The organism is Prevotella sp. oral taxon 317 str. F0108 (assembly GCF_000162415.1).
GTDB classification, from domain to species: Bacteria; Bacteroidota; Bacteroidia; order Bacteroidales; family Bacteroidaceae; genus Prevotella; species Prevotella conceptionensis.
Genome location: NZ_GG740072.1, coordinates 715,253 through 731,093, shown reverse-complemented (window position 1 = coordinate 731,093; position 15,841 = coordinate 715,253). Strand labels below are relative to the sequence as shown.

At 42.2% G+C, this 15,841-nt stretch carries 9 protein-coding genes, 1 tRNA gene and 2 pseudogenes; 2 read left to right on the top strand and 10 right to left on the bottom strand.

Annotated features, from left to right (window positions below; translation table 11 throughout):
• Positions 1-296: 296 nt before the first annotated feature.
• Positions 297-3,677 carry a SusC/RagA family TonB-linked outer membrane protein gene (locus HMPREF0670_RS02650; protein ID WP_009229613.1) on the top strand — a complete coding sequence of 1,127 codons (3,381 nt, stop codon included), beginning with the start codon at positions 297-299 and terminating at the stop codon, positions 3,675-3,677.
• A 23-nt stretch (positions 3,678-3,700) separates the two neighbouring features.
• A complete protein-coding gene (locus tag HMPREF0670_RS02645; protein WP_009229612.1) occupies positions 3,701-5,548 on the top strand; it encodes a RagB/SusD family nutrient uptake outer membrane protein in 1,848 nt (615 codons plus the stop codon).
• Positions 5,549-6,012: 464 nt separating this feature from the next.
• Here HMPREF0670_RS02645 and HMPREF0670_RS16150 read toward each other — a convergent pair.
• The 10 genes and pseudogenes from HMPREF0670_RS16150 to HMPREF0670_RS02600 all read right to left on the bottom strand — a co-directional run.
• A pseudogene (locus tag HMPREF0670_RS16150) lies at positions 6,013-6,189 on the bottom strand (PcfJ-like protein); the annotation flags it as partial.
• Between the two features lie 4 nt (positions 6,190-6,193).
• A pseudogene (locus tag HMPREF0670_RS16945) lies at positions 6,194-6,640 on the bottom strand (PcfK-like family protein).
• Positions 6,641-6,662: 22 nt separating this feature from the next.
• Positions 6,663-7,142, bottom strand: coding sequence for a hypothetical protein (locus HMPREF0670_RS02635; protein ID WP_044077845.1), 480 nt, complete (start codon positions 7,140-7,142; stop codon positions 6,663-6,665).
• Between the two features lie 352 nt (positions 7,143-7,494).
• Complete coding sequence (locus tag HMPREF0670_RS02630) at positions 7,495-7,842, bottom strand: hypothetical protein (RefSeq protein WP_009229609.1); 348 nt, start codon at positions 7,840-7,842, stop codon at positions 7,495-7,497.
• Between the two features lie 168 nt (positions 7,843-8,010).
• Positions 8,011-8,478, bottom strand: a complete 468-nt coding sequence (locus HMPREF0670_RS02625) for a DUF1896 domain-containing protein (RefSeq protein ID WP_009229608.1) — start codon at positions 8,476-8,478, stop codon at positions 8,011-8,013.
• A gap of 25 nt (positions 8,479-8,503) precedes the next feature.
• Positions 8,504-9,736 carry a site-specific integrase gene (locus HMPREF0670_RS02620; RefSeq protein ID WP_009229607.1) on the bottom strand — a complete coding sequence of 411 codons (1,233 nt, stop codon included), beginning with the start codon at positions 9,734-9,736 and terminating at the stop codon, positions 8,504-8,506.
• Positions 9,737-10,137: 401 nt separating this feature from the next.
• A tRNA-Ser gene (locus tag HMPREF0670_RS02615) sits at positions 10,138-10,225 on the bottom strand.
• Positions 10,226-10,664: 439 nt separating this feature from the next.
• Positions 10,665-12,428 (bottom strand): DUF4465 domain-containing protein, encoded by a 1,764-nt coding sequence (locus tag HMPREF0670_RS02610; protein ID WP_044077632.1) that lies wholly within the window; start codon positions 12,426-12,428, stop codon positions 10,665-10,667.
• Positions 12,429-12,634: 206 nt separating this feature from the next.
• Positions 12,635-13,795: a YncE family protein gene (locus HMPREF0670_RS02605; RefSeq protein WP_009229605.1), complete on the bottom strand. Its 1,161-nt coding sequence runs from the start codon at positions 13,793-13,795 to the stop codon at positions 12,635-12,637.
• A 14-nt stretch (positions 13,796-13,809) separates the two neighbouring features.
• A complete protein-coding gene (locus HMPREF0670_RS02600) occupies positions 13,810-15,825 on the bottom strand; it encodes a TonB-dependent receptor (protein WP_009229604.1) in 2,016 nt (671 codons plus the stop codon).
• Between the last annotated feature and the right edge of the window lie 16 nt (positions 15,826-15,841).

Genomic DNA, 15,841 nt, shown 5'->3' with positions numbered 1-15,841 from the left:
AAGTAATAAATCTAAAAAGAAGATTTATTGTAACACACTAATCGCGACGATTAAGATTAAATACCTACTCTCTACTTACTCATTGAATCTATCATATTTAGTTGATGTTTATAAAGAAGCCAACTCTATATCAGCACCATAACATAAAATTAAATTCTTTGAGCCTATGACTAAAATAAACATTTATTTCCGTGAGGGATAGTTATTGTGTTGCCAATATACTTCCCGACACTATAGTGGGACCTTTGATTCCACGCTTTAATCTTTAAATAATTATCGTTTAAAACATTTATCGCATGGAAAAATATTTAGAGGGTAATGGGATTATTACCAATTATTTACCTAAAAAAAGTTTGGTAACCATAAGTTTTACAAGCTTATTATTATTGGGTACCATTTCATCAATGGCTGCTGACACGAATAAAGCAACTCTTCTTGTTAAGAAAACAACGGCTACGGCATATGTTTCAGAACCGCAACAGCAGAAAAAGACTGTCGGTGGAATAGTGGTAGACAGCAATGGTGATCCTCTTGTAGGGGTAAGCGTGCAGGAGAAAGGTGCTTCAAATGGGACAATGACGGATATTAACGGACATTTTTCAATCTCATTGACGAAATCTGAGGCACAACTCATAATCTCCTATATTGGCTTTTCTACGCAGACAGTTGCTGCATCGGATAATATGAATATAGTTCTAAAAGAAGACAATCATCAACTCGATGAAGTTGTTGTAGTAGGTTACGGCACTCAGAAGAAAGTAAATCTGACAGGTTCCGTGGCTTCTGTGAACTTTCAAAAAGAAGCAGCATCTCGTCCTATTACTACTGCAGCACAGGCACTTACAGGAATGGCAGCTGGTGTTCAAATACTCCAAAGTTCTGGTAGACCCAATTCTGAAGGCTTCGGCATACAAATTCGTGGTACTGGAACATTTAATAACAGTAATCCCCTTGTTTTGGTAGATGGTATGGAAATGAATCTTTCTGATGTTAATCCTAATGATATTGAGAATGTTTCTATACTGAAAGATGCTGCATCGTGTGCCATTTATGGAAATAGAGGTGCCAATGGTGTGATACTCATTACCACTAAAATGGGACAAGCTGGGACATTTCGTGTTACTTATTCGGGGAAGTGGTCAATCAATACACCGTCTAAAATTGTAAGATTTGTTTCGAATTATGCGGATTACATGGACTTTGTAAATGAAGCGGATGAAAATGTTGGCGCAGGACATACCTATTCTGATGCCACTATCAAGAAGTGGCGTGATGCTGAGGCCAACCCTAATGGCATTTCTGAAAGCGGATACCCTAACTATGTGGCTTATCCGAATACCGACTGGTTCGATGAAATATATCGTACAAAAGTAATGCAGGAACACTCTCTGTCTGTACTTGGTAATGAGAAGCGTACCAAATATAATATCGGACTTACCTATCTTGATAACCCTGGAACGATAGTTCGTTCTGGTGTGAAGAAGTATTTCATGAATCTGAATATTACATCTGACGTCACGGAATGGCTGCAGATTGGCGCGCATGCATGGGGATATCACGATGATCAGGATCGTAATGATGTGGCAAATCTTACGGCATGGTCTTTCTTGAAGACTGTTCCTGGTATTTATCCTTATTATGATGGTCATTATGGAGGTGTCGAAAATTCCGAGGAAGATGGTGCTGCAGGTAATCCATTGCTTAACTTGAATGGCAATGGAGACTCCTACTACAAGCACAATCGCATTTATGCAACCACGCATGCACAGATAAAATTTCTGAAAGACTTTACGCTTAAGACAGTCTTCGGCTATGATTATTTCCATCAACGTCATAAGTATGCCGGCACTCAGAACGAACTTTATAGTTTCAGTCGCAAACAGGTCGTATCTCCAGCTACATCGCTTGATCAGATTTATGTATATATGTATACAAATCAGAATTATAATTGGAAATGGACGAATACGCTGAATTGGGGACATACGTTTAATAAAGTGCACGATGTAAATGTACTGTTAGGCTTTGAAGAAGGCAGATATTATAATGGCTATTTAGATACGAGCAAGTATGGAATACTTGATCCTTCGATTACAGATATGAGCACTATAACAAATATGAATACCATCACGGGCAGCGATAACCAAAACAAATACCGATCATGGTTTGGGCGTATGAACTATGCTTATATTTCTAAATACCTGTTTGAAGTAAACTTCCGTGAAGATGGATCATCTAAATTTGCCCCAGGAAAGCGCTGGGGATTCTTCCCATCCGTGTCTGCAGGTTGGCGTATATCAGAGGAAAGTTTCGCAAAGAACTCCTTCCTAAGAGAGTTTGATAACTTGAAGTTTCGAGTTTCTTATGGTAAGTTAGGTAATTCTTCTGTTGATGATTATGCTTTTCAATCTTGGTATGAAACCGGTTATACGGTTATGGGAGGTAAGAAGGCCCCAAGTTTTTATTTGAGGCAGTTGCCTAATATTGATATTACATGGGAAGAAACAAAGACCTTGGATTTGGGACTTGATTTCGCACTATTAAACAACCGTTTGAGCGGAGCAATAGATTATTATAGCAAATACACATCGGGCATTCTTTACAGTCCGTCGATTGGTTTGATTTATGGAGATAAGAGATCGCCGTTACAAAATCTTGCCGAGGTGAGCAATAGGGGCGTGGAACTTACATTAAAATGGGAAGATCATATTGGAGATTTAACTTATGGTGTAGCTGTTAACGGCACATGGAACAAAAACAGAGTAGAGAAATACAAAGGTTCTTGGATACATGGCTGGGGCGCAAATCCCAATAATCCCAATTCCAACGTGTATTATTCGAATCTTGGAGAGGTTTCTTCGGGTGATGATGAACGTATATTGGAAGGACATATGATGAATGAGTTCTATCTTTACCAAACCTATTCGGGAAGTGGTTCATATTTCAATGCCGATGGTTCTGTAAATATAAACGGCGGACCGAAAGACGGTATGATTAGAACAGAGAAGGATATGAAGTGGTTGCAAGCAATGATAGCAGCTGGACATGAATTCCTTCCAAGGCGTACTGCTGCAAAGAATGGTATTTGGTATGGCGATTATATTTTTGCAGATCTTGATGGTGATGGTGTTTATGGTGGTAGTAATGACCGTAGTTTCTGCAACGTATCGAGAGAACCTAAGTTTAATTACGGTATTCAGGCACACGCAGAGTGGAAAGGTATAGACCTTTCAATGAACTGGGGTGGTGCAACTGGTTTCAAAACTTATTGGAGAGAAATAGGACAGAATGCATCAGATGTGGTCTATGGTCTAGCTCTTCCTAAGGATGTTGCCTATGATCATTATTTCTATGACCCAAATAATCCGAACGATCCCCGTACAAACATAAGCTCAACCAATCCACGTCTTGTTATGACAAACCCAGGACAAAGCGATGGTTTGTACAGCACCTTGCGACTTTATAATTGTGACTTCCTGAAGTTGCGTAACCTGACAATAGGCTACACTTTCCCGAAGTCTATCTGTAAAGTTATATATGCACAGAACTTACGTGTATATTTCTCCGGTGAAAATTTGCTGACAATAACCTCTTTCCCTGGTCTTGATCCAGAGATGCGCGCAGGACAAGGCTATACAACAATGCGCCAATTTTCTTTCGGTTTAAATGTTACATTTTAATTAAATGATGGAGATTTATTCGTATGAAAAAGAATATAATAAATATACTATCAACGGGTGTTGTCCTTGTAAGTAGTATCTTATTCAGCAGTTGTGGTCCTGATTTCTTGGATACCACGCCGTCTAACCGTGTAAGCACAAACGAAGCTTTTACTTCAGCAAACAAGGCTAATGCTATAGTCAATGGAGCTTACGAGCGTTTTTATTATGAATTTATCGGTAGTGAGGCCAGAGCATGGGACCAGTTTACCGAAATTATGGATTTGGATGTGAACTGGGTGAGCGGTAATGCACCATTACTTTTAGGGTCGGCAACAGCTTCTTCCCACCAATTCGCATATTGGTGGAAGGCTTTCTATGAAGAGATATATCGCACAAGCAATGTAATTCAGAATATCGATCAGGTTCCTGACATGAGCGATAATATAAAAGCACGAAACAAAGCCGAGTGCCATTTCCTTCGTGCATGGGCATACTACCGCGCCAATTGTTTATATAGAGGCGTGCCAATTTATACAGAACCAGTGGAATATGGTAAGGCCACTAAAGCTCGTTCTACGGAAGAAGAGGTCTGGAAACAGGTTATTGATGACTGTACTGCAGCAATCGATGAACCTAATCTGCCCAATAAGTATGCAATAAGTAGTTCTGATTACGGACGGGTAACCAAGGCTGCGGCTTATTACTTAAGGGGGCAAGTGTATCTTTGGCAGAAAGAATGGGCAAAAGCTTCTGCAGATTTCAAGATAATCACTACAATGGGATATGAACTTTTTGGCGATTACAAAGCAATGTTTAAAGCTGCAAATGAGAAAAACAATGAATATATATTCCAATACCAGTACACAGACGATGACAAACTCGGCAATTATTTCTCTCAATGTTATGGCAATCGCGTAACGGTGGATAATGCTTGGAACAACTATCTGCCTAATCCGATGCTCATAGACAGTTATGAATGGGCAAATGGGAAGCCGTTCAATATTGATGAAATGATTCCTGGATACTCAAGCATGGAGCCAAAGGCTCGCTCGGTTTTTTACTTACGCGATAGTCTGAACGTCAATGCAACTGGAACGAAATTAGACAAAGCCTATAAGGCTGGCTATAACCAAATGGTTACCTATGGTTCCGACATGACCAAGTATTTGGAGTATGGAAACGAAGCACGTATCAAAGCCATTTACGAGGGCCGAGATCCTCGTCTCTTGATGAATATAATTACTCCTTATTCAGAATATAAGGGCGGCTGCACACCTGACTGTTTTACTTATACACTCCGTTGGCCTTATTTTGGTGCAGATGCTGAATATCCTTACGACCTACGTACAGATACGAACGACCGTTACTATTATCTATGGCGTAAGTTTGTGATAGAAGGGCGTGAGAGTCGAACTATATGGGATAGCGACATTGATATTCCAATCTTTCGTTATGCCGGTGCGTTGCTTAGTTTAGCAGAGGCATTGAATGAAGAAGGAAAGACCACCGAAGCTATTAAATATGTAAATCAGGTGCGTGCACGTATTCCAGGGCTAGCTTTACTTAATAGTAATTCATGGACGACTGTCACCGGACAGGATAATATGCGCGAACGAATTCGCAAGGAGATGTTATGGGAACTTGCTGGAGAGAACCAAATGTACTGGAAAGAATTGCGTTGGGGGACATGGGCTGATAAAAAATTCGGTACTAATCGATTGACCGAAAGCGATCATACAAAGTATAATGGAGCTAATGGCATGACTGAAATCTGGGGTACCAAGCGCTACACGTTGAATTACAATGGTGATTATGAGCTCAAATGGGCCATACCTCTGTCTGAAATAGAGCGCAATCCGAACCTTAAGCAGAATGATGGCTGGAAGTAATACATTAGGTTAATTCTTGTAAGGCATACCTTGCAAAACAGTTTTATATAAATATATGTAGCAAAAGTATCCTATAAAAGGCTCATAATTTCTTTATTAATAAGAAATTATGAGCCTTAAAGTAACTTTATATGAAGAATTTATCAAATTACTTTCGTTGATTCTATAATGATATATCTTTAAGAAATTCTTTGATTCACTCTTTCAGAACGGAATATATTTAGTGATAGGGTAGGGAAGCAATATAAAAGCAAACAGATGTAATCCATGTCAGTTTACATGGTAATTCGACACAGATTACACTGCGTTTTGAGTCAGATTACATGATAATATGATGCAAATTGCAGGAACAATAGATATTTAGTGGAGATTTCTCATGTTGTTTGTGAAGTTTTTATTTCCTTTGCAGCATGCAAAAAAATATCCTCTTTCAATTGGCTTCCATTATAAGAAGAGATTGCACTTTTGTTTGACAACGTACACTGCCTACAATCCATACAAGTGGTGCGACCTTTTAGCAGGTGGTAGGCGAAGTGGTCTATGCACTCATGGAAAGTCCATCTGATTTGTGTCTTGGTTATTGAGCGAAGATGCTTGCTTTGTTCCAAAACTGCCTTCTCAAATTTGTTTCTCGGTTTCATAGACTTAAAAATCAAATAGTGATGGTTGTACTTGGGTTGCTGCGTTCTCAGTCTTTTTTACTCGTGCGTTACGGCTCTGTATCTTTGCAAGTTCCTCACGCTGATATTGCTTAATGGCTTCCTGCCTTGCTTCGGCTTTTTCTTCCTCCGTTAGTTCCACAACGTGATTAACGGCAACTTGGCAAGAAACAGCCTTACCCACCTCTATATCGTCCTCATCATAGTAGTGAACAGCCATAGAGAAGATTTTTTCGAGCTAAGCTCTCAACAACTCGTCATCATCATCAAAGCCGTTACAACCGCTTTTCTGCACTTCATTAAGAATGTAGGTGATGCACTCCTCGATATTCTTGTTCGGCTTCATCAAGTTAGGGGCAAACAAGGGGTCTGTCATAGCACGCTGATTGAGATACTCGGCTATTGTCCGTGTGAAATGTTCTGTTCCTTTCATTGTCGTATATGTTTTGATGTTGTTAATACTTGGGAATTTCTACTATTTGATTGATGCGTCCATATAGGTAGGCTCTTAGGCTTGTTCTGTCGGGTGCGTAATACTCTGTCCATTGTCCGTACTGATTGACAAGGTATTTCTTCAGTACATCAAAGAAGTCAAAGCGATAGCCTTGCAGGGGAACGGCTGTGCGGAAATAGGTGTTTGAGTTCACTGCTTCACATAGCCAATTCTTTTTTTCGAGCCAAGCTCTCAACAACTCGTCCTCACGGCTCATACACTTGCCACGATAGAGTTTCATACGCAGGAGATATACTTTGCTGTTACATAGGCACTCCAAAGAGGGAACGTCCCATTGTACAAACTTAATTGCCAACACTTGCTCACTTTTTTCAACCGTAGGGTTAATGCGGTAATGAGAGGAGGAGCTATATCCTTTTGGCTTTCGCCGATTTTCAATTCTGTTCATCGAAGATGTTGTATTTACTTTTTGCTTATCCATAGCGACATTTTTTTTATGCGTCCAAAGATCGGAGTATGCTGATTCCTTTTTGTAGCAAAATAGAGGTAGCGGGGCGGGCTTGCACAAGGTTTTGTCGGAAAATACGACCCAACGGTGTGGAGATTTTCCAGACAAACCAAGCGGCATAGACCTTTTGAAAGCCACAAGCCCCGTACTACCTTTGCGGATAAAAAGGGAACAGCATCCATCTTCTTTATTTTGCATATTGTGGAGCATTGGAAAGGAAGTGAAAGTGCAACGCCCATAGTGGAAATAGAAAAGGTGGCTATCTCAAAATGCGAGATAACCACCTAATGAACGATAAATGAAAGGTATTACAGAACTGTGCTTCTCAAAGCACGCAAAGCAGGATGGCACAGAGAATAGCCATCCAAAATAGAATGCTCAGCAGCGTAATTGTTACTTTCAGAATCACCCTAACTATAAAGCGCAGTATCAGAAAGCCTGCAATGACAGAGACGACAGTTACGACTTGCGGCGTTACTATCTTCGAGGTAAGCCAAATGGCACCGATAACGATAGAAAGCAGGATAGTGAGTTCGATGAAGCGTGTCCAACCGAAGTGGCGGACTTGCTTGGGAGAAGTCGGCTGCTGCTTGATATTATCGGTTTTGTTCGATGCGTCTGCCTTGACAAAGGCAGGTGTGTGGACATCTTGATTCATGATGATTGTATTCATATCGGAGCTTTTTATAGTTTGGCTTTCACTTCGTCCGCCGATTTTCAATTCAAGAGCAATAACAAGATACTCTTCCACACAAAGCCAAGTGTTTGTAAAACTATTGGTGTGTGGAGAAGAGTGGTTATCTTGGCTCTTGAAACTACAAAAGCTCCCGATAGTATTACATCAAGTTATGTTCTCACCGCCTATCGTTGGCAGACCATTGACCTCAATGAGCAGAACGATTGTTCCTGTCAGTTCGGTGTAGAGTTTCTCATACTCAGGACTTGCACCGAAGTCATCTGACAGCTCATACTTGTCGAAAACGCTTTGCACAGCCTTGTTCTTCAAAAGTATCGGGGACAGTCTTTCGGGGAGTGGGGAGGGCAATTCTTTCTCAAACTCATTCTCCAAGACAGACACAAGCGTATCATACTTTGAAAAATGCAGTCCTCGATGCAACACTTCGCTTGCCATACTCTCTGCTTCGGGATGCGAGAAGCCTTGTGCCACTGCATCGCAGTAGGAGATAAGTGCTTCGTCGGCTCTTGCCGTTATGAATGGTTTGTCACTCAGCATTTCAGGGAAATGTTCACTGAGGTAGTTCTCTAACTTCAAACGGAAGTAAGAAAGCTCTTTCTTTGTTGTTGTCATAATCTTCTTGGTTTAGGGTTGTACATTATTTTGAGTTGATGCCCATAGCAACTTTGAACTTGTCTAACTTGCCAGCCAACTGTTCCATATCGTGTTCTATTTTCTTATTGGTAATGCGGGCATAAATTTGTGTAGTTTTAATGTTGGTATGTCCCAGCATCTTAGAAACAGATTCCATAGAAACACCTTTACTCAATGACATTGTTGCAAATGTGTGGCGAGCCATGTGAAAGGTTAGGTCCTTTTTAATGCCACAAATATCTGCAATTTCCTTCAGATATGAATTGGTTCGCTGATTAGTTAGCATTGGGAAAAGTTTACCATCACGATAGGTCTTGCCACTATACTTTTCGATGATATTCTTCGGAATATCCAATAAAAGAACATTTGTTGCAACACTCGTCTTTTGTCGTTTTGTCATTATCCATTGTTTGTCATCAAGGGTAACAATGTTCTCGGGAGTAAGGTTGGCTACATCAATGTACGCCAAACCTGTGAAGCACGAGAATACGAATAAATCACGAACCAATTCCAAACGTTGTATGCCCAGGTTCTTATTGGCTATCTTCAAAATTTCTTCATCTGTTAAGAAACCACGATTGACTGGCTCAAGGTGAAAGCGATGATTAAGAAAAGGATCGTGATGGATTACGCCCATTTTTCTTCCTAAAATCGTAATTGTCTTGAAAGTCTTCATTGTCTTGGTGGCTGTATTCGGGTTCTGACCAACTACTGTGCGAAGATAAATATCAAAATCGTGTATGATGATATAGGTGAGTTCAGACAAACGTATATCCGAACGTTTGTATTTATCCTGCAAAAAAGTCATGAAGTGTCGTTTGCAGACATTATATTTCTGAAAAGTGGCAGCACTTACAGATATGCCCACTTGCTTGGCAATATCTTTGTTGTGTTTATCGAAGAGTGTCATCATAGTTTCTACCTCTTCTTTCTTGCCCAGATACTCCGACTTGATACGCTCCAAAGAAATGGCATCTGTCATTTCCAACTTTTTGAAGATGGTCTGCAATCCGCTTTGGATGTTATCCAACTCGAGATTAGTAGAAAGGACCTCAGTAGTCCTTCCCCTCAGCCGTTCTTTTTCACTATCCCATTGCGACTGCTGAACGGCAATACCTGTTGAACCAATGGAAAGTCGTTCGTTGTTGAGATAGATTCTCAACATCACAGGGGTTTTACCCTCCTTGTTTACATAGTTGCTTCTTAAATAGAAGACTGCTCTGAAAATGGTTTTCATTTGCGTTGCTGTTTTTTTAATTGTAGCCATGGCAAGGAAAGTTGTAGCCAAAATTCGATAATTGTAGCCTGCTTCTAATAGAATTGTAGCCAAAAGATTGAATTATTAGCGAGATAAACTTCTGTAACCACGCTACAAAGTTCGACATATTTGTTTGAATAACAGCAATTTGCGTGTACTCTATGCGTACTCTGTACGAACTCTTGGCTACAATTTTTATTTTGCCTCAAAAAGTGTAGCCAGATTGTAGCCATTGTAGAGTATTTAGAGAGTATTTACCCTCTCTGTACGTACTCTGACAAGAAGAATAGATATAAAAGAAAAGTATCATAACTACTTGTAGCTATGATACTTACGTTTTTGTTAGGATTTCTCTGTTGCTCTTTTCAGAGTACCTAAAGCGGAGAGAGGGGGATTCGAACCCCCGATACGCTTTAGGCGTATACAAGCTTTCCAGGCGTGCCTCTTCAACCACTCGAGCACCTCTCCTTTGCTATTTCGGGTGCAAATGTAACACATTTTATTGATGTGTGCAACACATTGCGTAGAAAAATGCAAGGTGAGGGCAGTTATGGCACTCCGCTTATCATATAATGCGTATTCCCTGTTACCTACAAGTAATCTTGCTCGCAACTAGTATTGCCCGCAAATAACCAAGCCCTTATCTATAAATATGTTATGAAACATATTGTTAGAAGAGTCTTTAAACACGGGTAGGGGGGTAAGTACGCACAAATTACGTTGTTGTTAGTTGTTTATAGTCAAACAGAACTGCTTTTGGAAAATAGCTGATAGAAGAATGCAGCGTGTGTACAGTATGGCATTAACAAGCCTTTACGCGGAGTAAAAGTTGGTGTATTGTTTGCCTACGCTTCATTTATGGCTTTCCAAATCCAATTCTGTTTGACTATAAAACGACTACGAATGCTTATTTTACCACAATCTTTCTAGTTGTTCCATCGGCATATTTCACGATGTTGATGCCCTTTACAGGTGTATTGATACGCTTGCCGTCAATGGTATAACGAGCCACTTCACGCTTGTCGGAATCAACGGTAGGCAAGTTGTCTATGCCTGTTGTGAGATACACTTTACCGCTCTTACCATCGTTGGTGCCGTTAATATTGTCGAGACAAACGTATGAAGGCGTTGTCAAACCATATTTGTTATGGCGTGACCCTGTGATAGAGAACCGCAATTCTTTTACTGCTCCTAAGCTACTAAGGTCTACCCATTGCCAGTTACCTAAGTAATAATGTTCGGCAGAGTTGCTCGAACGATAGTCGGCCAAGTACACTTCGACCTTCGTTTCACTACCATCAGCCTTTGTTCCCCAGATGGTGAGCAGCAGCCAGTCGCCCTTTTCAAATTCAGCTTTACCTGTTGCGCCCTTCGACATGTTGTCGCCATGAAGGATACAGCTAAGTGTGTAGGCGTTGTTGGTTACATATAATCCACGAACAACATCGCCTTCGGGCTTGCTTAGTACCTCAATGGGAGCTGATTTGCCAAAGAAGAATGCCACGCAATAATTGGCAGAGTTGTCGTAACCATGTCCAACGCATGAGTTAAATTGGTCGGGAAAGAGGTCTTTAAAGTTTGTAGCCGTGCGATTAGATATGCAGAAGTTGTTCCAAGCCTTATATTCGGGCATGTTGGTAACGGTGAAACGATAGTTTCCACTAAGGTATTGGCTGTCATAACCATTGTCTTTGTTGCCCGTTCCTAGGTAATATCCATCTGCGTTAAGACTAACATCCACGTCATCAAACGTTGCAACCTTTCCTTCAAGTGCCTTATTTATAGCTGCGACCGACTCTTCCAAGTGCAAATCCTCGGCTCCTGCCACCTCGGTAGAAGTTTCGCCCAGCCATCCTGCCATTTGTTGCTCGGCACAATACACCTTTACGAAGTCGATAAAGTCGAGTTTCACCTTCTTTCTGTTCGCATCTACGGCCCAATCTATGTCAAAGCTGTTCGCATCTTTATCGGTATTGGGTTTGTTGTCTACGTATCCGTAGGCAAATTCACGAAGTGTCCAAAAGATTGTACCTGGCTTTTGCGTGGCATTCTTAGGCAGAAGGCTACCCTTATAGGTAATTTTAGTTGGCATCCACAAGGGATAATACTCTTGTGCATGGTACTTATTTCTCTCCACTTTACCGCTACCACCCTTATTATCTGTCCACGGAATGTCCTGCATAGGTGCAGAGGTATAGGTAACTTCATAGCCGTAAACCACTCTGTTAGGCTTTTCATCATCGGCACTTCCACGCAGTTCGTACCACGGGTCGTCGGCAATGCCGTTGCGGTTAACGTCTTTCGACACCATTACAATACCAGGTTCGCTGTTTCCCGAAAAGGCGTTGCCCTCAATACATAAGTCTTTTTTACCTGCGATGTTGGCCACACTATGGTCGAAATGGAAAGTTACCGAACCGCCAAAAGCCCCAAGCGTAATCAGGTCGCGCTTGTTGTTGGCCAACATGTCGGTGCATTTCTGTGCCATCTTGGCTGCATCATCGCCTTTTTTGTATGCAGGCATCGTGTTTACAAACTGGCCAGGAGCAGGCGAATAGTCAACAACTTTGTAGATGTATTGACTAGGCGTACCCTGCTTGAAATACTGTTGTGCGGTGGCCTTTGCGCCTATAAGCGTTAAAGCAACCACGAAAAGTAAAGCTTTCTTCATATTATGTGAGTTTATGAGTTTGTGAAGTTATTGTAGTTATTGAGTTGATGAGTTTGTGAACATGCGAGTTATTGAATTTATGAGTTTGTGAGTTATTGAGCTTATAAGCTGTTTAGTTATTGAGTCTTTGAGTTTCTTAGCGCATGAGTTTGTGTGTTCAACGATTTAAATACACAAAACTTATTAGCTAAAACCTCAAAAGCTCGCTACTTATATACGAATGTGGCATGCCCAGGAAGGTCGCCTGTTTGCACAGTGAAATCGTGTGTCCCATCGGGTTTAAAGTGCAAAAGGCTGCCACTCGAAACGTAGTTCTTTGCATCCATTAGGTAAAAGTCGCGTTCAGTAGGGTTCACTATGATGCCATAAGGCATCGTGATATCCTTGATTTGGAGAGCAGAAAACAAGTTGGTTTCGACGGTTTGGTGAGTTCTGACGTTTATAAGTCCATAGCTGATGGTGTTTGTAGCGGTGGCACTGTTCCATGCCGAGCCATAATAATATAAGGAGTCGCCAACGATTGAAAGCCCCGAAACGGGCGTGTCGATGCTGTCTATCACCTCGTAAAGCTGATTGTGCCCCTTGTAGAGCCAATAAATGCGCGATGGAACGTCGTTGTAGTTTCCGCGCGATGTTACCCAAATTTGCCCATAATGGTCTACTTGGCAGTGGTGCAAATTAAGTCCCACCTTTATTTTCCTTATCTCCTTAAAGGTGGTAAGGTCTATTTCGCTCAGTGTGTTGTCGTAATTTGGCATACGATAGCCTCCACTATTGGCTACATAAAGCTTGTTTTCGACAATGCAAAGTTCTTCGGGCTGATAGCCAACCACCACCGAATCTTTCTTTTTAAAGTCCACCGTGTCTACCTTATACACCATTCCCAAGGGCGCATCTTTATCTAACTTCACGGGTCCTACATACGAAGACACGTAGGCAAAGCCGTCTTTAAAAGCCAAATAACGGCAGTTGGGTATATTAATCTGCGTTATTCGCTTGCAGCTATCGGCCGTGGCCACCTCCACCTTGTTAGAAACATTAACCACAATCCATAGCTTGCTGCCATATATTTTGATGTCGTTGCCCACATCGCCCAATTCTTTCACCACGTTGGGGTTGCGTTCCGAGTAAATATTACGGTGGTAATGCACCGTTGGTTTGTTCTCGTCGAGGTCCAAAAAGTCTATCGATGCCTTGTTACTCCCCATGTTACCCTCGTTCAATACATACATGCCCACGATGTCGCCACGTGTGGGTGCCACGCCCGTGTCTTGGTTTTGAGAGGGAATGATGTAGAAGTCTTCGCGACACGAACTAACCATCGCGAGTATCAGGCATGCGACATAGAAGATCGAAAATCGTTTCATTGTTGTTGCGGACGTTAAAGGGTGATGTCTATTGAGATAGCATAGTTGCGCTTGGGCATGGGATAATTCAGTATCACATCGTAGTCTTGGGCAAGCAGGTTGTTCACTTCTACCGTTAGTTTGCACCGAAGTTTTTGCCAATTAAAGGCGTAAACAAGCGAGAGGTCACTGGTGTACCATGCTGGCATGTAGTTGTATACGATGTTTTCTTGCTGGTTATATCGTTTGCCGGCATAGATAAAGCTGTAATTCAGTTGCCATTGCTTGTAGTTTGCACCTACAATGGCCGAACCGCTATGCCAAGGAATGTAGGGTATTTGGTGCTTGTAATACGAGTCGGAAGGGTTGGTTACGTCCCTTGCCTGCTGATAAGTGTATTGCAAACGCCCCGTAAACGAAAGCTCAGGCGAAGGTTGCATGGTTGTTTCGGCTTGCAGGTCGATGCCTTTGATGTGCACTTTGCCGAGGTTAAGCATGGTCCACCTAAACTGTTGACCTTTGGGATAGGCCACAATCTTATCGCTTACGATGTTGAAATAGCCGTCTACTTGCAGCCTGAAACCACGTATTAAAGATGCTTTGTATGTTTTTTCCCACACCGCTCCCACGTTATATTGCACTGCCGTTTCGGGTTTTAGCAGCGCATTGCCAACCTCGGTGTAGAACAACTCGTTGAAAGTGGGCATGCGGAAACTTTTCTTGGCAAAGGCGCGAAGCGAAAATGCCTTGCTGGAAAAGGGATAGAGGTTGACAAAGAGGGCAGGGGAGAGCACGCTGTGGCTGGGCTTGTCTACCATTGTGCGTGTGTGGTCTTTGACGAATGTACCCAAAACCGATGCTTGCAGTTTGAGGTGACGATAGTCAATGGCTGTGGCCAGCGAGATAAAGTTGCTGAAACGATGGGGGAAAACAAACAGACGAGCATCCGAATCGAGCTTGTTCCACTTGAAATCGTAACTTAAACTGACCGACCAATTGGGCATCAGTTCCAACACATTAGCCGTAGATAGATATATTTCTTGCTGTTTGTAGGTGTTGTCTACGGGCAGTTGGGTTGGGTCGTTGTTGATGTAGTGCGTGTGATAGTAAGCGTATTTGGCCAACCACTGCGTAGAAAAGGCATCGGAGAAACTTTTTTGGAAACGCAATTGGGAGAAGTGATTGTGGTCCGACTGCCTTTCGCCGCGCCGCCAAACATTGTTAACAATGGCTCCTGGTATTCCGCGTTGCGAATTATAGGTGTAAGCTTTCCAATTCCACATGCCGTGGTCTATCACGCCATGCAGGTTTGCCTCGGCCCTTAATGCCCAAATGTCTCCGTTTTGGCGTATGGCTGTGGTGTCGTAAGCCACAGAGTGGTCTTGGTTGTGGCGCAGATAACGAAAGCGATACTTGCCACTAGACGTGAGATAGCCCACACTAAGCGAGGTGTTAACGGCTTGGCTGAGTCGGTTTTCCCATAAACCCGATAGCCGATAGGTGTCACTAGAAGCGCAACCAGCCTTGAATCTAAGGTTAAAGGGCTTGTTTACGTCGAAACGAGGCGTGCGTGTGCGGATATAAACAGAGCCTGCATTGCCGAAATCGCTTGCAGGTTGGAAGATGGCACTTTTCTGTACGTTGTATAAAGTAATCTCCTCTACGTTGTCTAACGATAGTTGTCCAAGGTCGATTTGTCCGTTTTGGGCATTGCCAAGCTCAATTCCATCGTAGAAAATACCGAGGTGGTTGGTGCCCATACTACGTATGTTAACCGTTTTCAGTCCGCCAACACCTCCGTAATCTTTTATTTGCAGTCCTGAGAAATAGCGTAAGGCATCGGCCACACTGTGTGCGTTCAGCCTTTCAAGCACGGCGCCATCAAGCTTTTGCGAGGGAATAACCTCGCGAAAGGTGTTTTTAGACACGACAACAACCTCGCGTACATGTTGTACCGAGTCTAATGCCAACTGCCGTTTTGTATCCTGACCATGAGCAGATGCAGCGAAGAACAACGCCGCACAAGCCGAAAAGAAATGTACGCTTTGCATATTTCAAGTTCTTATC

Coding starts and splice junctions, on each gene's coding strand:
- HMPREF0670_RS02610 (WP_044077632.1), bottom strand. CDS start 12,428: ATGAAGAAAGCTTTACTTTTCGTGGTTGCTTTAACGCTTATAGGCGCA.
- HMPREF0670_RS02630 (WP_009229609.1), bottom strand. CDS start 7,842: ATGAATACAATCATCATGAATCAAGATGTCCACACACCTGCCTTTGTC.
- HMPREF0670_RS02625 (WP_009229608.1), bottom strand. CDS start 8,478: ATGACAACAACAAAGAAAGAGCTTTCTTACTTCCGTTTGAAGTTAGAG.
- HMPREF0670_RS02635 (WP_044077845.1), bottom strand. CDS start 7,142: ATGGATAAGCAAAAAGTAAATACAACATCTTCGATGAACAGAATTGAA.
- HMPREF0670_RS02650 (WP_009229613.1), top strand. CDS start 297: ATGGAAAAATATTTAGAGGGTAATGGGATTATTACCAATTATTTACCT.
- HMPREF0670_RS02620 (WP_009229607.1), bottom strand. CDS start 9,736: ATGAAAACCATTTTCAGAGCAGTCTTCTATTTAAGAAGCAACTATGTA.
- HMPREF0670_RS02600 (WP_009229604.1), bottom strand. CDS start 15,825: ATGCAAAGCGTACATTTCTTTTCGGCTTGTGCGGCGTTGTTCTTCGCT.
- HMPREF0670_RS02605 (WP_009229605.1), bottom strand. CDS start 13,795: ATGAAACGATTTTCGATCTTCTATGTCGCATGCCTGATACTCGCGATG.
- HMPREF0670_RS02645 (WP_009229612.1), top strand. CDS start 3,701: ATGAAAAAGAATATAATAAATATACTATCAACGGGTGTTGTCCTTGTA.